Annotated in this window: 16 protein-coding genes and 2 pseudogenes; 7 read left to right on the top strand and 11 right to left on the bottom strand. The window is 74.3% G+C overall.

Going from position 1 to position 19,035, the window contains the following annotated elements; genetic code table 11:
- Positions 1–88 precede the first annotated feature (88 nt).
- The 5 genes from ABZS80_RS23385 (at position 89) to ABZS80_RS23365 (ending at position 4,634) form a co-directional block, all read left to right on the top strand.
- Positions 89–889 (top strand): carbohydrate ABC transporter permease, encoded by an 801-nt coding sequence (locus ABZS80_RS23385; protein ID WP_225853937.1) that lies wholly within the window; start codon positions 89–91, stop codon positions 887–889.
- A 68-nt stretch (positions 890–957) separates the two neighbouring features.
- A complete protein-coding gene (locus ABZS80_RS23380) occupies positions 958–2,661 on the top strand; it encodes a bifunctional 3'-5' exonuclease/DNA polymerase (protein WP_355058955.1) in 1,704 nt (567 codons plus the stop codon).
- Positions 2,662–2,804: 143 nt separating this feature from the next.
- Positions 2,805–3,407 (top strand): nucleotidyltransferase family protein, encoded by a 603-nt coding sequence (locus tag ABZS80_RS23375; RefSeq protein ID WP_151464500.1) that lies wholly within the window; start codon positions 2,805–2,807, stop codon positions 3,405–3,407.
- 48 nt (positions 3,408–3,455) lie between these two features.
- On the top strand, positions 3,456–4,250 hold the full coding sequence (locus tag ABZS80_RS23370) for a hypothetical protein (RefSeq protein ID WP_355058953.1): 795 nt from the start codon (positions 3,456–3,458) through the stop codon (positions 4,248–4,250).
- Between the two features lie 36 nt (positions 4,251–4,286).
- The gene (locus tag ABZS80_RS23365) at positions 4,287–4,634 is read left to right on the top strand and encodes a TfoX/Sxy family protein (RefSeq protein ID WP_355058951.1); all 348 of its coding nucleotides are present in this window, start codon (positions 4,287–4,289) and stop codon (positions 4,632–4,634) included.
- A 22-nt stretch (positions 4,635–4,656) separates the two neighbouring features.
- On the opposite strand, the gene ABZS80_RS23360 is transcribed toward ABZS80_RS23365, so the two are convergent.
- Together ABZS80_RS23360 and ABZS80_RS23355 are read right to left on the bottom strand one after the other, a co-directional pair.
- Entirely contained in the window at positions 4,657–5,328 is a 672-nt protein-coding gene (locus ABZS80_RS23360) for an MBL fold metallo-hydrolase (RefSeq protein ID WP_355058949.1), read from the bottom strand.
- Positions 5,329–5,347: 19 nt separating this feature from the next.
- Complete coding sequence (locus ABZS80_RS23355) at positions 5,348–6,226, bottom strand: LysR family transcriptional regulator (RefSeq protein WP_355058947.1); 879 nt, start codon at positions 6,224–6,226, stop codon at positions 5,348–5,350.
- A 73-nt stretch (positions 6,227–6,299) separates the two neighbouring features.
- Here ABZS80_RS23355 and ABZS80_RS23350 point away from each other — a divergent pair, with 73 nt between their 5' ends.
- Complete coding sequence (locus ABZS80_RS23350; protein ID WP_355058945.1) at positions 6,300–7,532, top strand: MFS transporter; 1,233 nt, start codon at positions 6,300–6,302, stop codon at positions 7,530–7,532.
- A 55-nt stretch (positions 7,533–7,587) separates the two neighbouring features.
- Positions 7,588–8,631, top strand: a complete 1,044-nt coding sequence (locus ABZS80_RS23345) for a phosphotransferase (protein WP_355058943.1) — start codon at positions 7,588–7,590, stop codon at positions 8,629–8,631.
- A 7-nt stretch (positions 8,632–8,638) separates the two neighbouring features.
- Here the strand turns inward: ABZS80_RS23345 and ABZS80_RS23340 are convergent, their stop codons facing one another.
- The 9 genes and pseudogenes from ABZS80_RS23340 to ABZS80_RS23300 form a co-directional block, all read right to left on the bottom strand.
- Positions 8,639–9,562 (bottom strand): amidohydrolase family protein, encoded by a 924-nt coding sequence (locus tag ABZS80_RS23340; protein ID WP_355059058.1) that lies wholly within the window; start codon positions 9,560–9,562, stop codon positions 8,639–8,641.
- Between the two features lie 5 nt (positions 9,563–9,567).
- Positions 9,568–10,377, bottom strand: a complete 810-nt coding sequence (locus tag ABZS80_RS23335) for a metal-dependent hydrolase (RefSeq protein WP_355058941.1) — start codon at positions 10,375–10,377, stop codon at positions 9,568–9,570.
- Between the two features lie 53 nt (positions 10,378–10,430).
- Positions 10,431–11,168, bottom strand: a complete 738-nt coding sequence (locus ABZS80_RS23330; RefSeq protein ID WP_355058939.1) for a zinc ribbon domain-containing protein — start codon at positions 11,166–11,168, stop codon at positions 10,431–10,433.
- A gap of 104 nt (positions 11,169–11,272) precedes the next feature.
- The gene (locus ABZS80_RS23325) at positions 11,273–13,441 is read right to left on the bottom strand and encodes a protein kinase (protein ID WP_355058937.1); all 2,169 of its coding nucleotides are present in this window, start codon (positions 13,439–13,441) and stop codon (positions 11,273–11,275) included.
- Positions 13,442–13,452: 11 nt separating this feature from the next.
- Positions 13,453–13,650 carry a hypothetical protein gene (locus ABZS80_RS23320; protein ID WP_355059064.1) on the bottom strand — a complete coding sequence of 66 codons (198 nt, stop codon included), beginning with the start codon at positions 13,648–13,650 and terminating at the stop codon, positions 13,453–13,455.
- 24 nt (positions 13,651–13,674) lie between these two features.
- Positions 13,675–13,827: pseudogene (locus ABZS80_RS23315) on the bottom strand (hypothetical protein); the annotation flags it as partial.
- 1,039 nt (positions 13,828–14,866) lie between these two features.
- Positions 14,867–15,485, bottom strand: a pseudogene (locus ABZS80_RS23310) (IS607 family transposase).
- 120 nt (positions 15,486–15,605) lie between these two features.
- Positions 15,606–16,931: a glycosyltransferase family 4 protein gene (locus ABZS80_RS23305; RefSeq protein WP_355058935.1), complete on the bottom strand. Its 1,326-nt coding sequence runs from the start codon at positions 16,929–16,931 to the stop codon at positions 15,606–15,608.
- A 130-nt stretch (positions 16,932–17,061) separates the two neighbouring features.
- Positions 17,062–19,005, bottom strand: coding sequence for an amylo-alpha-1,6-glucosidase (locus tag ABZS80_RS23300; RefSeq protein ID WP_355058933.1), 1,944 nt, complete (start codon positions 19,003–19,005; stop codon positions 17,062–17,064).
- Between the last annotated feature and the right edge of the window lie 30 nt (positions 19,006–19,035).

Raw genomic sequence — 19,035 nt, 5'->3', positions numbered from 1 at the left:
AGAGGACCGGCGGGCGCGAGCCGCGGGCGGCATCGGCGGCCGGATATTCAACGGCTTCTCACACCTGTTCCTCGTGGTGTGGGCCGTGATGGTGATCTACCCGCTGCTGTGGGTGGTGATGTCGGCACTGAAGACCGACTCGGAGGTGATCCGCGAGCCCCTGTCGCTGATCCCCAAGTCGCTGCAGTGGGACAACTTCGCCCGGGCCTGGTCGGCCGGGATCGACAGCTTCTTCCTGAACACGCTGCTCGTGCTCGTCTTCAGCGTGACCCTGACGATGCTGCTGGGCTCGATGGCGGCGTACGCGCTGGCCCGCTACGAGTTCCGGGGCAACCGGCTCATCTACTGGATGTTCCTGTCGGGGCTGACCCTGCCGATCTACCTCGCCGCGGTGCCGCTGTTCAAGGGCGTCTACAACATGAACGTGGTGTTCCCGCTGCTGGGCCCGAACAAGCACCTCACGCTGATCCTGGTCTACGTGGCCTGGTCGCTGTCGTTCACGGTCTTCTTCATGCACTCGTTCTTCCGGACGCTGCCCGATTCGATCGCCGAGGCGGCCATGGTCGACGGCGCCACGCACACCCGGACCTTCTTCAGTGTGATGCTGCCGATGGCCAAGCCCGGCCTGATCAGCATCGGCATCTTCAACGTGCTCGGCCAGTGGAACCAGTGGTACCTGCCGACCCTGCTCATGCAGTCGGTGGCCGGTGAGCCGAAGCACCAGGTGATCGCCCAGGGGCTGATCGAGCTGTCGGTCAACCAGGGCTACAAGTCCGACTGGTCCGGCCTCTTCGCCGGGGTCACCATGGCGATGCTGCCGGTGCTGATCGTGTACGTCGTGTTCCAGCGCCAGGTGCAGTCCGGCCTGACGGCCGGCGTCAGCAAGTAACCCCCGCGGTTAGGAAGGGGCCCTTCTTATGCCTTAGGCGTTAAGAAGGGCCCCTTCCTTGCGACGAGGTGTCGGTGGGGCGAGGCAGAATCGCGTCCGTGCTGGTGGCGGTGGTGGGGGACGAGCGGGGCGGCGGCGTGCTGCAACCGCTCGACGACGCGGGGCGCCCGACCGGCCCGGCCGAGCCGGTGGCCGACCTGGCCGCCGCGGTGGCCGCCCGGGAAGCCGCCGACCGGCCGCGCTGGGTGTGGGCCACCGGCGCGACGCTCTACCCGGCGCTGCTGCGCGCCGGCGTCCGGCTCGACCGGTGTCACGACGTCGAGCTGACCGAGGCGCTGCTGCTCGGCCACGCCGGCCGCTGGGGCGAGCCGCGCTCGCTCGCCGCGGCGTGGGCCCGGCTCACCGGTGCGCCGGTCCCGCCGGACCCGGCGCCCCGCCCGCCGGAGCCGCCCGGCCACGGCCAGGGCGCGCTCTTCGACGCGCCGTCCGGCCCGCCCGGTCCGGGCATCGCGGCGTTGACGAGGGTGTACGCGGACCAGGTCGCCCGGATCGCGGGGACCGGGCACCCCGGCCGGTTCCGGCTGCTGGTGGCCGCCGAGTCGGCGGGCGCGCTGATCGCCGCCGAGATGGGCGCGGCCGGCCTGCCCTGGCGCGCCGACGTGCACGACGCCATCCTGGCCGACCTGCTCGGCGAGGCGTCCCCGGTCGGCGGGCCACCCCGCCGGCTGGCCGAGTTGGCCGCGCGGATCGCCGAGGCGTTCGGCGTCCGCCAGGTGCACGCCGACTCCCCGGCCGAGCTGCTGAAGGCGTTCGCGCGGGTCGGCGTGGAGCTGCCGAACACCCGGGCGTGGTCGCTGCGCGGGGTGGAGCACCCGGCGGTGCCGCTGGTCCTGGAATACAAGGAGCTCTACCGGATCTGGACGGCGCACGCCTGGGCCTGGCGCGACGCCTGGGTGTCCAGCGGCCGCTTCCACCCGGAGTACGTGCCCGGCGGCGTGGTCTCCGGCCGCTGGGCCACCCGGGGCGGCGGGGCGTTGCAGATCCCGAAGGTGATCCGGCGCGCCGTGGTGGCCGATCCGGGCTGGACGTTCGTGGTGGCCGACGCGGGCCAGCTCGAGCCGCGGGTGCTCGCGGCGGTCTCCGGCGACGAGCGGCTGGCCGCCGCCGGTGGCGCGGGTGACCTCTACGCGGCGCTGGCCCGGGACGCGTTCGCCGGTGACCGGGCCCGCGCCAAGGTGGCCCTGCTCGGCGCCATGTACGGGCAGACCGGCGGGGCCGCGCTGCCCGCCCTGGCGGTGCTGAAGAAGAACTACCCGACGGCGTTCGGCCACGTCGAGGCGGCGGCCCGCACCGGCGAGGCGGGCGGGCTGGTCCGGTCGTGGCTGGGGCGCACCTGCCCGCCGGGGTCGGTGGGTTTCGGTGACGGCGACGAGGCGGTGGTCGACACCGGGGCGGACCCGCAGAGCCCACGGGCCCGGGCGGCCCGCTCGCGGGGGCGGTTCACCCGCAACTTCGTCATCCAGGCCACCGCCGCCGAGTGGGCGTCCACCCTGCTCGCCACGCTCCGCACCGAGCTGGCCGGCGCCCGGGCCGAGCTGGTCTTCTTCCAGCACGACGAGGTGATCGTGCACTGCCCGGCCGAGACCGCCGAGGCGGTCGCCGCGGCGGTGACCGGGGCCGGGGAGCGGGCCACCCGGCTGATCTTCGGCGAGACCCCGGTCCGCTTCCCGCTCGACCTCTCCGTGGTGGACTGCTACGCCGACGCGGCATAGTCCCGCAATTTTCCGATTTGCCCCGCTACCCGCCCCCCGGCGCGCTCGTTGGGCCCGGTGTGCGTACGACGGGACGGACGGGGTGCGGCTGCCTCCGGTCCGTCCCCCAGGTCGAGGGGGCACCGCTGAACCGGATCGCAGGAATGATCATCGCCGCTGGTGGGGGCCGCCGGATCGGTGGGCCCGAGGCGCTGCTGCACCAGGGGGAGAAGCCCCTGGTCAGCCGGATGATCGACACGATGGCCGAGGCGGGCTGCGTCGAGGTCGTCGTCGTGCTGGGCGCGGCGGCGGACCAGGTGCGGCAGACCACCGACCTGGCCGCGGCCACCGTGGTGGTCAACCGGGCGTGGGGGACCGGGGTCGGCTCCTCGATCCGCGCCGGGCTGGCCGCGTTGACCGACGAGACCATCGAGGCCGTGGTCGTGGTGCCGGTGGACATGCCCGGGCTCACGGCCACGGCGGTCCGCCGGGTCGCCGCCCTGCCGTACCCCGACGTGCTGGTCTGCGCCACCTACGACGGGCTGCGCGGCTACCCGATGCTCTTCGGCCGCCGGCACTGGTCCGGCATCGCCACCCTGGCCAGCGCCGACGTGGGCGCCCGGCCCTATCTGCTGGCGCACAAGGACCAGATCGTCGACATCGCCTGCGACTCGGTGGCCGACGGCAGCCGGATCGACAGCCCGGAACTGATGGCCCTCTACGGCCTGAGCATCCCCGAACAGCGGGTCGCCTCCGAAGTGGGCTGAGTATCCGTACGGATGTGCCGGGTGGGCCGCGTGGCCAGACTCGGTGCCATGCGTCGACTCGCCACCGCCCTACTGTGCCTGTCCACGCTCGTCGGCTGCGCCCAGCCGGGCGCCCTGCCGCCGGCCGACGGCCCCGCCATCGACACGGTCCCCGCCACGCAGGAGGCGCCCGCCACGGACACCGGTTGGGTCACCTACCAGGCCGATGTCACGGCCGTCCGGGTCGGCCCCGACCCGCGCTCGCTCGCGCTGACCGTGGCGTTGCTCGGAGACGCCGACGGGTGCTCCCGCAACCCGCGGATCACCTACCTCACTGAGGAGAACAACCGCGTCTATGCCAACGTGGTGCAGGACTCGCGCCTGTCCGGCACGGTCGGGGCCTGCCCCACACACACCCCGGGCACGGTGACGCTGACGACGCCCGGACCGATCGGTGACCGGATCGTCGTGCTCAACCAGGAACCGTGGAAACGCGACGGTGACGGGTACCAACGCTGCGACACGACGTTCGGCTGCGACCCGATGCCGACCGACCACTGTGACCCCGCCTGGATCAGCGTCGCGGTACGCGGCATGGACGTGTCGCGGCACTCCGTCGGCTCGCCCGAGGGCTGCGACGGCCGATGGCTGGTCATGACGGTGCCGTTCGACCCGGTGCCGTGCGGCGTCGAGGCGCGGGCGGGCTGCGACGCGTCAGTCACCGTACGCCGCTACTTCCTGCGCTGGGCCGGCGAGCGCGGCTGGGCCTCGATCGCCACCTCGACCGAGGCCGGTTGTGGACGTGTCCGCAGCGTGGAGCCCGCGTTCCCGAGAAAGCTGTGCGCCGACCTGCCCACGCCGTGACGGCGTCTTGTCGGCCCCGGGTGCCAGGATTCGGCTGTGGCGTATGACGAGGACCTCGCGGACCGGGTCCGCGAACTGGTCGAGCGGGAGCCCGGGTTCGCCGAGAAGCGCATGTTCGGCGGCCTAGCGATGATGGTGAGGGGCAACATGGCGGTGGTCGTCCGCGGCGCCGGTGGCCTCATGGTCCGCGTCGACCCGACGGAGTCCGAGCGGCTGAAGGCGGAGCCGGGCGCGCAGGCGACGGTGATGCGGGGGCGGCCGATGCGGGGCTGGATCACGGTGGACCCCTCGGCCTGCGCGGGCGACGCCGATCTGGCCCGGTGGGTCGATCGCGGCGTCGGCTACACCGGGACGCTGCCCGCGAAGCACGGGGATTCCCGGTGACGCCGACTCGCCGCGACTCGTCTCAGAGCGACTGGCCGGGCGCCAGATACCGGTAGCCGTAGTCGGCCTCCTCCGCGAGCCAGCCGTTGACGCTGCCGAGCCCGCGATTGTTGATCTGGGCGTCGTGGATGGGGAACGCCCGCCGCGGTTTGATCGCCTTGACGAAGTCGATCGCCTCCGCCATCTTCAGCCAGGATCCTTGCGCGGGAACCAGCAGTGTTTCGATCGGCTGCTCGGGGACGTGCAGCGAGTCGCCGGGGTGGTAGACGGCCTCGTCGATGATGTAGCCGAGGTTCGCGCAGTCCGGCTGGCCGCCGTAGATGAACGCGTGACGGCCGCCGACGGCCCGTACGCGGAAGCCGGCGGCGGTGAACTCCTCGCCGGAGGACACGCCGGTGACCTCCAGCCGCGGAATGTTCGCTTCGGCGGGGGCGTAGACCGGCACTCCGAGCCCGGCCAGGCGAAGGACGTCGACATGGTCGGCGTGTTCATGAGTTACCAGAACCGCGTCCGCGCCGGCCAGGGCCTGCGGCTCGCTCCAGGTGCCAGGGTCGATGACGAGCACCCCGCCGTCGTGTTCGAGCCGTACGCAGGCATGGGTGAATTTCACAATCTGCACGGTGCTCAACGTACGCTGGCCGCATCGCCTGCTCCACCCGGCGGCATACAGCGGGCCGCTGGTGGCCGCGAGCATCGGCGGTCAACCGCCCGGGCTAGGGCCGGCCGCCGGACGGCGGCTCTAGGCCGAGCCGGTCAGCCAGCTGGCCCACCACGGCCGCCAGCGCGGCCGGCACCGGCCGCCGGGTGACCAGGAAGAGGGTGAAGCGGCCCGGCACCGGCGCGGGGGCGACCCGCTCGTCCGGTGCCGCGTACGCGAGCGCGAGCCCGTGCGGCAGCACGACCGGGCAGCCGAGCAGCCGGCCCATCCGCACCGCGGTCTCACCCGTGGCCGCCGGCTTCGGCCGCGCGCCCAGCGCGGAGAGCCGCCGGTGCAGGGCGTCGGCGGACGGGTCGTAGCTGTGCGCCACCACGTCGAGCCCGGCGAACGGCCGGCGGCCGCGCCCGAGGCGTACCCCGGGCGGGGTGAGCAGGGCCAGCCGGTCGGCGGCCACCGGTGTCGCGGTGGCCGTGGCCGGCAGCCGCATCTGGTTGGCGACCGTCACGAAGGCGGCGTCGAGCGAGCCCTCGCCCACCCACTCGACCAGGCGATCGCCGTGATCGGTGACCTGGTGCAGCGTCGCCTCCCGCAGCAGGTCGGCCAGCGCGGGAAACAGCCACGCGGCCAGGCTCGGAAAGGTGCCGACGCTCAGCACCTCGCCGCGCGCCGCCGCGCGGGTCCGGTCGAAGATCGCCTCCAGGTGGCCGAGCACGTGGACCGCCTCCGCCGCCAGGGCCCGCCCGGCCGGGGTCGGTCGCGCCCCCGTGGTGTCCCGGTCGAAGAGCCGCTCGCCGATCCGCCGCTCCAGCGCCGCCAGCCGGCTGCTGGCGGCCGGTTGGCTGATCCGCATCTCGCGCCCCGCCGCGCCGAGGGAGCCGTGCCGCGCCAGCGCCGCCACGAGCCGGAGGTCCTCGACCGTGGGTAGGGAGCTCATAGGCCCAGGTTATGAGGCCGGCGATGGAACCGCCAGCTACCGGGCGAGCTGCCGGGACCAGAGGATCGAACCCGTGAACACCCGCCGGGACATCGCCGCCATGCTCACCACCACCTTCGTCAGCTGGCTGGGGCAGCGCACCACCGCCGTCGCGCTGCCCCTGGTCGCGCTCGCCGAGACCGGGTCGGCCTGGACCACCGGCCTGGTCGGCGGCGCGGTCGGGCTGCCCATGCTCACCTCCGCGTGGTGGGCGCGCGGCCTGCGACAGCGGCTGACCACCGGCCGGGCCCTCGCCGGGGTGCTCGCCATCCAGGTGCTCGGCCTGCTCGTCATCCCGGTCGGCGCGGCCGTCGGCACCGTCGGCCCGCCGCACCTGGCCGCCGCCGGGCTGATCACCGGGGCCGCCACCACGCTCAGCGGGCCGGGCCAGCGGGCGCTGCTCGCCGACCTCTGCGCCGACCCCGGGGTCGCCACCCGGATGCTGGCCTGGCAGGACTTCGCGCACCGCAGCACCATGATCCTCGCGCCGCCGCTGGCCGGCTGGGCGGTCACCGCCGGCGGACCGCTCCGACTGCTCTGGGCGGAGGCAGCCGGCGTCACCCTCGGCGCGGCCCTGCTGCTGGCCGTCCACGGCAGCGCGGCCCCCGCCGCCGAGGCCGCCACCGGCGCTCCCGCCCTCCGCCACGTGCTGGCCCGGCACCCCGAGGTACGCCGTGCGGTCACCATGGCCGGCGTCGGCGGCCTCACCTGGTTCGCCTTCACCCTCGGGCTCGCCATCCTCGGCGCCGAGACGGGCCGGCCCGGGCTGCTCGTCTCGGCCGGCATGACCGGCTACGGCGCCGGCTCGCTCGCCGGCGCGCTGGTCGCCCCCGCGCTCGTACCCCGGCTGCCGCCGCTGGGCACCATGGCGGCCGGCTGGATCCTGCTCGGCGTGACCTTCGCGGCGCTGCCCGCGGTCACCGCGTCGCTCCCGCTCATCGCGGTCGTGGCCGCCGTGGGCGGCCTCGCCATGCCGCTGGGCATCGGGGCAGTCAACCACCTGATCACCACCCGCACCGAGGGCGCGGAACGGCGGGCCGCCTTCGCCGTGGAGAGCCTGGTGCACGACGGCGCCGTCTCGATCGGCCTGCTCGGCGGTGGGGCGGTGATCGGCCTGGCCGGCGCCGGGCCGACGCTCGTCGTGGCGGGCGCCGCCCAGGTCGCCGTCGGGCTCCTCGCCGGCCCCTGGCTGCTCCCGCCGCCGAAACGGACCACAGCGGCGACCGCGGCCTCCGACCGGCCGGTCCGGGAGCGGGTCGCCGGCTGACCGGCCCACCGTCCTGTGGACCGTGCATCCGGTCCCCCGGCGTTAGGCTCGCCCCGTGACCCGCCCTCCGGCCGACCTCGTTCCCGCCGAGGTGCCAGCACGACCGCTGGCGCACAACCCGCTCAACGGAGTCACCGGCGGGATCTGGCGGACCCGTCGCGCCGGGCGGCCGGCGGTGCTCAAGCTGGTCGCCCCGCCGGGAGCCGGCGCCGGCCCGGCCCACTGGGCCGCGAGTGACGACACCGGACACTGGAACTACTGGCGGCGCGAGGTGGAGGCGTACCGGAGCGGGTTGGCCACGACCTGCTACGCGGACGGCGGTCTCGTCGCTCCGGACCCGCTGGCGATCGACGATCGTCCGGACGGGACGGTCGCGCTCTGGCTGAGCGAGGCGGTCGGCCGCCCGGGCGCCGCCGGCACCGTGTCGGACCTCGCGGACCTGGCCCGGCGGCTCGGGACGGCCCACGCCGCGTGGCTCGCCGGCTCCGTCCCGGCCGCCCCGCGGTACGACTGGCTGGCCCGGGACTGGTTGCGCCACTACACGCTGAGCCGCCCCGTCACCGAGCCGGTGCCCTGGGACCATCCGGTCGCCGCCGCGACCTGGCCGGTGTCGCTGCGGGACGACCTCCGCCGGCTCTGGGAGCGGCGGCAGGCCGTGCTGGCGGCCACCGACCGGCTGCCCCGTACCCTCTGCCACCACGACGTCTGGCCGGCGAACCTGGTGTTCGCCGACGGTGGCCCGGTCCTGCTGGACTGGTCCTTCGTCGGCCCGGGGCCGATCGGTGAGGACGCGGCCAACCTGATCCTGGACACCTTCTTCGACGGTCTGGTGGACGTGGCGCTGCTGGCCGACGTGGCCGACGCGGTGGTCGACGGCTATGTCGACGGCCTGCGCGGCGCTGTCGATCCGGCCCTGGTCGCCTCAGCGGTCCGGCTCAGCGGCGCGGCCAAGTACTTCTGGCTCGCGCCCGTGATGCTCAACCGGGCCGGCGGCGCCACCGGCCAGACCTACGACCGGCGCGACGAGGCCGCCATGTTCGCCGGGCGCCGCCCGGTCCTGGAACTCCTCGCCCGATGGGCGACCACCGCGGTCGGCTGACCGCCGTTCAGGCCAGGCCGAACAGGGCGGCCGCGTTGCCCCAGCAGACCGCCCGCAGCCAGTCGTCGCCCAGGTCGAGCCGGGCCAACCCGTCGAGCTGCTCGGCGTACGGGTAGGGGATGTTCGGGAAGTCGCTGCCGAGCAGCACCTTGCCGGCCAGCCCCAGCTCGCGCAGCCGGGGCAGCTCGGCCGCCGGAAACGGCATGAACCGGTCGAAGAACGAGGTGAACACCATCGTCGTGTCCAGCCGCACGTGCCGGTGCCGCTCGGCCAGATCCAGGAAGGCCGCGTAGTCGGGCGCGCCCAGGTGCGCCACGACCGCGGCCAGCCCGGGGTGCCGGGCCAGCAGCGCGGCGAACGACGCCGGTCCGGTGTGTGCGGTGCCGACCGGCGCGTGCCCGGCGTGCACCACCACCGGCACGCCCGCCTCGGCCAGCAGCCCCCACACGGCGTCCAGCGCCGGGTCGGTCGGCGCGAACCCGCCCACCTGGACGTGCACCTTGAACACCCGGGCGCCGGCCGCGAGGGCGTCCGCTACGTAGCGCGCGGCCGCCGGCTCCGGGAAGAAGGTCGCCGAGGGCAGGCAACCCGGGGTACGCGCCGCGAAGTCCAGCGTCCACCCGTTCAGCGACTCGGCCATGCCGGGCCGGTGCGGGTACGCCAGCGCGCTGAACGCCCGCACGCCGAGCCGGCGCAGGTGCGCCACCCGTGCCTCGTCGTCCCACCGGTACCGGATCGGCCACTCGGTGCCGACCAGCGGCCCGGCCGCGTCGAAGTACGCCCACACCTTGCGCAGCATCCGGGGCGGCAGGAAGTGGGTGTGCACGTCGGCGAGCCCGGGCAGCCCGAGCCGCCGCCAGAACTCCGGCACGGCCGCGTCCTCGGCCGGCGGCCGGGCGTGGCCCGCCGGCCCCTCGCCGCCGTCAATCAGGTCCGTCACCCCTCGATGTTGAACCGCTGGAGCACCGAGGGCGCGACCAGCCCCACCGCCGCCAGCACGGCGAGCACGGTCAGCGCCGCGCGCAGCACGATCGTCTCGGCCTTGCTCCCGGTGCGCAGCGCGATGCCGTTGGGCAGCCCGACCATCGTCCACATCCGCCGCTTGATCGGGATGGGCCAGAGGATCGGCACCCCCGCCTTGGTGATCATGTCGCCGAGGATGTGCACGAAGCAGCCCACCCCGACCGCCGTGCCGATGAGCGGATAGCCACGGTCGCCGGGCAGGTTGGCGAACGTGAACCACGCCGCGGCCGCCGACAACAGGGTGACGACCACCCAGCCGGCCCGCTCGGCCCACTCGTCGAAGAGGCCGCGCAGCGCCAGACCGATCATGAAGAAGAGGATGCTGACCACCGCCCACTTGCCGTACGCGGCGCAGAGCGCGGTGGTGCCCCAGCCGACCAGCAGGGTGAACGGGATGGTGTGGGTCAGGGTCCGGTGCCCGTTGTTGCGGCGCGGGTCCCTGCTCAGCTTGGTCGCGTAGTAGACCCCCAGCGAGATCTTCTCCATCACCTCGGCGATGAAGAGGCTGAACACGCCGAAGGTCCGGGCCACGGTGGCGCCGCCCTGGTTGCGGGTCACCTTGCCGGACAGGTCGAGGTCGGGAAAGAGCGCCCCGCCGGCGCAGACCGCGGTGCCGACCGCCAGCGCGAGCGGTGTCTGGTGGTAGTCGGCGAACTGGTCCAGCGCCCAGGAGCCGGTCAGCCACACCGCCGCGCCGGACAGCGCGTGGGACGGTCCCATCATCTCGGCTCGCCTTTCCCGGAGATCTCTTGATCGCCAAAACTACGCCACTGTAGTTAGTGCGGTGTCCACTGACGTTCACCGGGTGTCCGGTGTTGGTTATGGATCCTCGCCGGGTGGGCGAGCGACTCCCCCGGTGGTGGGGCGGGCCTCCGCGGGCCAACTGATCCTCGCGCCGCCCTGCGTGGGCGGCGGGGGTCACGCCGGGACCGACCGGAACCGGGGAGGTGTCGGCCGGCTCGACGGTGCGTGACCACCCCGGGCACCACGACCGGTGGTGTGGGGGTGGTGGTTCCGCCGCCCGGGGTGCGGGTGGCGATGGTGGCGGCGGCGACGAGGTCGCGGTGCCCGGTAAACGTGCAGTGTGGGCAGGTCAGGGTCCGGCCGCGGGGTTTCGGTACCCGCCGCCGGCAGGCGGGGCAGGTCGAGGAGCTGCGACGCTCGTCGACGAGGTGGACGGTGATGCCGGCCAGGACGGCTTTGTCGGTGAGGACCTGTAGGAGCCGGCCGATCTGCCACTGCCGCAGCCGCAGGTTGTGCCGCCGCCCCGCGTCCAGGTCGAGCACGCCGCGTGGGTCGCCCACGTGCAGCACACCCACCCGCTGGCGTACCGCCCAGGACACCACCTGACGGGCGGCCTCGTGCTGGGCCTGACGCACCCGACGCCGATGCCGGCTCTCTACCTGCCGCGCCCGACGCCGGTACTGGCGCCATCGCCGTGACCCCTTCTGACCGGGCTTCGGGGCCCGCCGGGCGACCGCACGGCGGCGGGCCTTCGTATCCGCGAGGTGCATGCGGTGTTCGGCGCGGATCGCCCGCCCCGACACCAACAACCCCGCACCGTCGGGGCCAAAATCTTCGAACGGCATTACCTAAACCGTCCACTGGGGAGGGGATGTCAGCCGGCCGCGCGAGTGGCGCGGCCCGCCCGGAAACTGTCTCGGATCACCGCCAGTTGCGTGGCCGCGCCGGACCAGTCGGCGTCCGAGGTGGTCCACCCGAGCGTCCATCCGCCGGTGTCGCCGGGCAGCACCCGCAGGGCGTGCAGCCGCTCCCCGTACGGGGCGGTCCAGCGGCACTCCCACTCCGCGCCGCCGCCCACGGCGGCCAGCCGCACCTGCTGGTAGCCGGGCAGCCGGCCGTCGGTGGTCAGCTCCCGTTCGGCCGCCCGCAACTGGTTGAGCGGGTCACCGCCGGCCGGATAGGGCTCGACCCCGAGGATCCGCCGCGTGGTCGGGTCCTGGAAGCAGGTGGTGCTGCCGGATCGCAGGTGCAGCCAACCGGCCGGCACCGCGACCCGGAAGCCGGCAGAGTCGGCGTACCAGATCCAGCCGGCCGGGAGCGTGAGCGCCGCGTCGGCGGGCGGCGAGCCGGCCCGCACCGTGTTGCCCGCCGCGTCGGGCCGGACGCACGGAAAGGGCGGCGGGGGTACGCCGGGCGGCGGTCCGCCGCCGGGCCGGCCGGGCGGGTGTCCCCACGGATCACCCTGCGCCTCGCCGTGCGGGTCGCCGCCCGGCGTCCCGTCGTGGTCGTGGGTGACCGCCAGCGCGGTGCCGATCCCCGCCGCCACGGCGAGCACGGCCGCGGCCGCCGCGAGCGCCCAGCGCCGCAGCGCCGCCCGGCGCCGCCGGCTCGGGCACTCGCCGCTCCCGCCCGGGGCCGGTGCGCCGTCCGGGTGGTCGGCGCCGGCCGTGCCGGCGGCCTCGCTGGTGGCGGGGCCGGCGAGTGCGCCGCTGATGGTGGCGGAGGTGCCGGCCGCCCCGCTGATGGTGGCGGAGGTGCCGGTCGCCCCGCTGATGGTGGCGGAGGTGCCGGGGCCGTCCCCGCCGGGCCGCCCGGGGCCTTCCGCGACTCCGGGCCGGCCGGCGGCCAGCGGCAGGGTGGCGTCGCGGTTCCGTCCGGCCGGCGGCGCCCACTCGCTCCGGCGCGCGGCCCGGCTCCATTCGCGGGCGGCGGCGGCCGGTGGCATCACGTCCGGGTAGCCGCGCTCCGGCGGTGGCACGGCGGTCGCGCCGCCGCTGTCCCAGCCGGGCCCGCCGGCCGTGCCTGCCGTGTCGCCGCTGTCCCAGCCCGGCCCGCCGGCAGTGCCTGCCGTGCCTGTCGCGCCGCCGCTGTCCCGCGCCGGTCCGCCGGCTACCGTGCCGCCGCTGTCGCGGCCGGGCCCGCCGGTCGCGCCCACCGTGCCGCTGTCCCGGCCCGGCCCGCCGGGGGACGGTGTGGCGCCCGCAACCGGCCAGCCGGGCAGGTCGACGGTCGGGGCGGTGGCGGCGGCCAGGAGGCGGGCCGCGTCGACGTGCCCGAGCCGGTGCCGCGGGTCGCGGCGCAGCAGCCCGACCAGCACCGGTGCCAGTGGGCCGGCGTGCGGCGCCGGATCCGGCGGCTGGCTGGCCAGCGCCGCCAGCGTGGCCATGGCGGTGCTGCGGGCGTACGGGGACCGGCCCTCGACGGCGGCGTGCAGGGTGGCGCCCAACGACCACAGGTCGGCCTCGACGCTGGACACCCCCTCGGCGGCCCGCTCCGGGGCCACGTACTGGGGGGAGCCGAGGACCAGGCCGGGGCGGGTCATCATCCCGTCGCCGCCGTCGAAGACGGCCAGCCCGAAGTCGGTGAGCAGCACCCGGCCGTCCCGGGCCAGCAGCACGTTGGCGGGCTTCACGTCCCGGTGCAGCACGCCCGCCTCGTGCGCGGCGCGCAACGCGGCCAGCACCGCCAGCCCGATCCCCGCGGCCCGGCGCGGGTCCACCGGCCCGTCCGAGTCGACGATCTCCTGCAACGAGCGGGACGGGACGTACTCCATCACCAGCCACGGGTCGCCGTCGACCCGGACCACGTCGTAGACCCGGACCACGTTGGGGTGGCTGAGCCGGGCGGTCGCGCGCGCCTCGCGGAGGGTCCGGCCGCGCAGCTCGTCGCGTTCGTGCGCGGCGAGCCAGCCCGGTGGCACCACCTGCTTCACCGCCACCTCGCGGTGCAGCATCTCGTCCCGGGCCCGCCAGACCCGACCCATCCCGCCGCGTCCGACCAGGTCGAGCAGGCGGTACCGGCCGGCGATCATTACTTGCTGCACCGCACTGCTTCCTACTTGTTGCTCATAGTTGAGCGGTTCGGATAGTTCGCTCTCCGCCCAGCGGTGGCTGGGCTGGAGTCCTGGACCGGCAGTCTGGTCCGGTGGCGATCGGTCCTGTCCTGCAGGATCTGCTTCACCTTGTGGTGCGGGGTGTGCAGGGCGATGTCGGGGTCGCCGGCTCGGTGCAGGATGTTGATCGCGGCGTTCACGTCGGCCTGCCACACCACCCCGCAAGGAGTGCAGTGAAACCGGTCCCCGCTGCGTCGGCCGAAGGCGCCGCAGCGGTGACAGGTTGTGAGGTGTAGGCGGCGTTGACGTGCACGAGCGCAGAACCTCTGCGCTCCGACACGTTTTTCAGTGCCTCGGCGGTGACTCCTTTGGTCCACCCGGCGAGACGCCGGTTGATGTTCTTAGGAAGCTTCTTGCGGCCGGTGAAGCGTTGGGTGAGGTCTTCGGCGACCACGCTGCCGGCCTTGTCCACGACCTCGTGCACAGCCGTGAAGATCTGCGTACGCACCCGGGCACGATGGCGGGCGGCCTGCCGGCTTCGCTTGATCGTGCCGAGGTTGTTGGCCTTGATCCGGTGCGCTTTCGCGTAGTCGCCACGGAGCGCGGCATTGTTGGCGATTGAGCGGAGCTTCGCCCGACGGCGGTTTCGTCCATTCAACCGGTCCGACTCGCGGGTGAGCAGGTCGCCGAGCTGCTCACCGTGGGGCTGGCCGTCGGAGTCGGTGAGCGCTTCGGTGTAGCCCTTGTCCACGCCGATCGTCGCCTCGCCGCATGGTCGCTGTGACGACCGCATCTGCGCCGCGTCGATTTGGTAGTGGACCTCGACCCGACCGCCGCGCAGGATCAGGCGCAGCGTCCCGGTCGGGGCGACAGTCGTGGACAGCGGGATCTTGACCAGTTTGCGGGGCTCGAGACCGGGAATCGCCAGCCACAACCGTCCCCGCCCATCGACGGCGGTGTTGTACCTGTCGGCGCGCACCACGATCTGATCGTGCGTGCGGTTGCGGCCCCGCTTCCAGTGCTTGCGCATCTGCCGAGCCAGGAACGGATCACTGGCCCAATCGTCAGCCTTCAACGCCGTGAACATCCGCCTACGCTTGGCCGGATCGTTGGCGCGTCGGCTGATCGCCCGCCGAACGTCGACCTTGGCCGCCGCCAGGTTCGCTGCGATGTCGGCCATGGCATCGCGGACGGTTTCCTTCCACGCATTCGCCAGCACACCAAACAACGCGTGCGTGCCGTCGGTCAGCCACCGGTCCCGTACCTGTCGGTCTGTCAACCCAGACCCGACCCCGGCGATCGAGCCGTAGCGCTGCCACACCTCGCTGCGTACCCGGCCCAACCGGCGGGCCTGCTCCACCAGGGCAGCGTACTTGCCCGCATTGAGTCGGGCCGAGTAGGCGATCCGGGTGACCTTCATCGATCACCCTCCATGGCCAAGTCCGCCCTTTCCAACTCCGTCTCGTAGCGGCGCAAACCAAACAGCCGGCACGAGAAGGTGTGCACGACGGCCAGGACGTCCTCGATCAACTCCTGCTGCGGGGACAGGAACTCCTGATCGGCCACGACAATCTCGCAGCCGCCACGCGCCGCCAGATGTTCCAACACGTCAAACCCGAACCGGACCAACCGGTCCGTGTGCGCCATCACCAGCCTGCCAACCTCACCCCGATCGACGGCGTCCATCAACGCCAGAAACTTCTTGCGACGAAGGCCCATCCCGCCGCCCACCTCGCTGATCCACTCATCAACGGCCAGACCATGAGCGAGGCAGTACTGCTGCATCGCCGCCACCTGCAAGGCCAAGTCAGACTTCTGACCCGGCGATGAGACCCGGCACTACAACACAACCTTCCGCCGGTCGATGTCCGAGCCCGGCTGACGTACCCCGCGCACATTCGAATCTTCGAAGAAACGCTGCCCGGACGGCAGGGCGACGAGCCGTGATCCGGCCCTCCGCCTCTCACCGGCGAACCGTGCTCACCGAGCGGCCCACCCGCTTGGCGAACTTTCCGATCCGATAGACACTGCCCACGACAGGCATCTATGGACAGCTCTAAAGGAAAGCAACCACTAGTAACTGCTCCGCACCGCTGGTCGATGTCCACAATAACCAACGGATCGGACAACACCTATCCCCGGCGGGGCGGCACGCTCAGCTCGCGGCGCCGGCCAGCAGATTCCCCTCCGGAATGGCGATCGCGGAGCGGCCACCGGCCAGCAGCGCCGCCGCCCGACGGGTCTGGAACGCGCCGTGCTCCCGGCGTGCGGTGGCGTAGCTGCCGGCGGTCCGGGCGGCGATGGCGGACCAGGCGTAGCGCTCGGCGACCACGGTGCGGGCCCGGCGGGCCACCCGGCGGGCGAAGACCTCGTCGCCCAGCAGCCGGCCGACCGCGCCGGCCAGCGCGTCCGGGTCGCCGTGCGGGAAGGTCACCCCGGTCACGCCCGGCTCGACGATCTCGGCCAGGCCGCCGGTGTCCGCCACCGCGAGGGGCGCGCCGGCGGCGGCCGCCTCCAGGGCGATCATGCCGAACGGCTCGTAGAGGCTGGGGACCACCGTCGCGTCGGTGGCGGCCAGGACGGCCGGGAGCTGCGTGGCGTCCAGGAAGCCGGCGAACCGGACGGTCTCGGCGAGGTCCAGCCGGTGCGCCTGGTCGACCAGCTCGTCGCGGTACGGGCCGTCGCCGGCGATCACCACCCGCAGGCCGGGGTGCCGGTCCCGCAGGTACGGCACGGCGTGTACCAGGTGCTGTACGCCCTTCTCGTACACCAGCCGGCCGGCGTACCCGACCAGCGGGCCGCCGGCGGCGAACCGGGCGCGGGCGGCGGAGACCGCCCGGGGGCGGGCGCGCCAGGCCTGGTCGTCCACGCCGTTGGGGACCACGTCCATCCGCGTGGCGGGCACGTCGAACAGCTGCCCCACCTGGTCGCGCATGTAGCCGGAGCAGGCGATCACCCGGGTCGAGGCGTTGCTCAGCCAGTGCTCGACGCCGTGGATGGTGCGGTTCATCTCCTCGGGCAGCCAGCCCTGGTGCCGGCCGGCCTCGGTGGCGTGGACGGTGGTGACCAGGGGCAGGTCCAGGTGCTCGGCCAGGGTGACGGCGGTGTGCGCGACCAGCCAGTCGTGGGCGTGGATGACGTCGTAGCCGCCGGAGCCGGCGGCGCGCAGGGCGGCCCGGGTGAGGGTGTGGTTGAACGCCATGGTCCAGGCCAGCAGCGAGTCGGTGGCGAGCGGGAACCGGACCGGGTCCTCGGCGGCCCGCAGGACGCGCACGCCCTCGGCGTACTCCTCCAGGGGGACGCCCTCGGCGTGCCGGGTGACGACGGTGACCTCGTGGCCGGCGGCGGCCAGGGCGACGGAGAGCGCGTGCACGTGGCGGCCGAGGCCACCGACGAGCACGGGTGGGTACTCCCAGGAGAGGATCAGCACCCGCTGGCGCCGGGCGGGCTGGATGTCGATCACTTCGGCGTCAGCTGGCATGCGGCCCCCTTGGAGTTGTGGTTCCCGCACCGCCCGACGGCACCGCGTCCGGCGCGTCGTGGGGTCGTAGCCCATCCTGCCCGGCGGTCGATAACCAGCGGCGACGCGCCGGTTGCCGGTCTGTAACGCGTTACCCCCGAAGGCGCCGGACGCGGAGCAGCTCGGCCACCGACCAGGCCTGGAACGGGCAGCCGGTGGCGGCGTGCGGGGCGAGCCCGTCGGCGGTCTCGCTCACCGAGCCCAGGCCGTACTCGGTGAGGTGCCCCTCCAGCCCCACCAGCAGGTCGTCGGTGGGCAGGCCGGCCCGGCGGTACGCGTCGACGAACGGCCCGATCAGCCAGGGCCAGACGGTCCCCTGGTGGTAGGCGGAGTCCCGCTCGGCGGGGCCGCCGCGGTGCCGGCCGACGAAGCCGGGGGAGTCGGGGGCGAGGCTGCGCGGCCCGAGCGGCGTGAACAGCCCTTCGGTGACCAGGCGCAGGGTGGCCTCGTCCGGTTCGAGGGGCGCGTACGGCAGCGACCAGGCGAGCAGCTGGTTGGGGCGGAGCAGGTCGTCGTCGTGGTGCGGCGCCCCGCCGAGCGGGTACGCGGGCGCCGGCGCGTCCACCACGTCGTGCAGCCAGCCGGCCGGGGTGGGGAAGCGCTCCCGGAACGCGGCGGCGGCCCGCTGGTGCCGGCCCCAGAGCTCGGTGGCGTCGCGGCCGGCCAGCTCGGTCAGCTCGGCGAGCCCGGCCAGCCCGTTCACCCAGAGCGCGTTGACCTCGACCGGCTTGCCGGTGCGGGGGGTGACCGGCACCCCGTGGACGCGGGCGTCCATCCAGGTGAGCGCCACGTCCGGCGGCCCGCCCTGGGTGAGCAGCCCGTCGGCCGGGTCGACGCCGATGCCGTACCGGGTGCCCGCCACGTGCGCGGCCACCACGGCCTCCAGCGCGGGCAGCAGCTCCACGCCGAGGTCGGTGTCCCCGGTGAGGGTGACGTGCCGGTTCACCGCGTGCAGGAACCACAGCGTCGCGTCGACGGTGTTGTGCTCCACCCGCCCGGTGTCGGCGGTGTTGGCGAGCATCCCCTCCGACAGCGTGGCCGCGTACGCCCGCAGCAGCTCCCGGCCCTCGTCGCCCCGGCCGGTGCGGAGGAGGAGCCCCTCGTAGGAGGTCATGGTGTCCCGCGACCAGGCACCGAACCAGGGGTAGCCGGCCACCACGTCCGGGCCGGTGGCGGTGTGCACCACGAAGGCGTCGGCGGCCAGGGCGAGGGTCGCGTCGACGTCGTCGTCCGGCTTCGCCGCGGTCACCACCGCCCGGTGCCGCCGCCGGGCGGACTCGACCAGCGCGGTCGCCGGCGGCGGCTCCTCGGCCAGGTCGTCCGCCCAGGCCAGCACGGACACCTCGGCGCCCGGCTCGTCGAGGGCGCCGGAGAACCGGCCCGCGTACCAGAGGTCCTCGTCGGGGTGCAGGCCGCGCGCCGCCTCCTCCCGGTGGCGCACGCCGAGCCACCACTGCCCCTCGGGAGTCCAGCCCGGCCCGGCCAGCCGGTACGCGCCCTCCACCACGGCGCCGCCGGCCACCTCCTCCAGCCGCGGGGCGGGGCCGTCGGCCCGCCGCTCGCCGTGCGCGTCCCGCCAGGTGCAGGCCGCGGCCAGGTCCAGCCGGACCGGGCCGCCGGAGACGAGCCGGTGCACCACCGCCACGCAGGACCGGCCGTACGCCATGGCGATCTCCCGCTCGATCACCACGTCGCCGACCCGCCAGCGCCAGCGGGGCACCCCGTCGGTGAGGTCGAAGCGCTCCAGCAGCTCGTAGCCGCGCGGGTCGACCACGCCCGAGGACCACTCGTGCGCGCCGAGCCGGACCTGCCGCCCCGACGGCAGGGTCACCGCCGGGTCGAGGCTGACCAGGCCGACCCTGCGGGCGGCGGGCGTCTCCCCGGCCACCACCAGCAGCCCGTGGTAGCGCCGGGTGCGCAGCCCGGCGACCGTGCCCATGGCGTAGCCGCCGCGCCCGTCGGTGACCAGCCACTCCCGGGTCGACGAGGCGGACAGCTCCCCGCAGACCTGCGGACCGAAGCGAATGTCGATCAACTTTCCTCCACCACCGGCGGGGTGTCACCC

This window comes from Micromonospora sp. NPDC005305 (assembly GCF_040607315.1).
GTDB lineage: Bacteria > Actinomycetota > Actinomycetes > Mycobacteriales > Micromonosporaceae > Micromonospora.
This window is presented reverse-complemented; position numbering and strand designations above follow the sequence as displayed.

Excerpts from the sequence above, each read along its gene's own strand:
- ABZS80_RS23305 (WP_355058935.1), bottom strand. The coding sequence starts at position 16,931 with ATGCCAGCTGACGCCGAAGTGATCGACATCCAGCCCGCCCGGCGCCAG.
- ABZS80_RS23360 (WP_355058949.1), bottom strand. The coding sequence starts at position 5,328 with ATGCTCGCGGCCACCAGCGGCCCGCTGTATGCCGCCGGGTGGAGCAGG.
- ABZS80_RS23335 (WP_355058941.1), bottom strand. The coding sequence starts at position 10,377 with ATGATGGGACCGTCCCACGCGCTGTCCGGCGCGGCGGTGTGGCTGACC.
- ABZS80_RS23370 (WP_355058953.1), top strand. The coding sequence starts at position 3,456 with ATGCGTCGACTCGCCACCGCCCTACTGTGCCTGTCCACGCTCGTCGGC.
- ABZS80_RS23385 (WP_225853937.1), top strand. The coding sequence starts at position 89 with ATGGTGATCTACCCGCTGCTGTGGGTGGTGATGTCGGCACTGAAGACC.
- ABZS80_RS23355 (WP_355058947.1), bottom strand. The coding sequence starts at position 6,226 with ATGAGCTCCCTACCCACGGTCGAGGACCTCCGGCTCGTGGCGGCGCTG.
- ABZS80_RS23330 (WP_355058939.1), bottom strand. The coding sequence starts at position 11,168 with ATGCACCTCGCGGATACGAAGGCCCGCCGCCGTGCGGTCGCCCGGCGG.
- ABZS80_RS23375 (WP_151464500.1), top strand. The coding sequence starts at position 2,805 with ATGATCATCGCCGCTGGTGGGGGCCGCCGGATCGGTGGGCCCGAGGCG.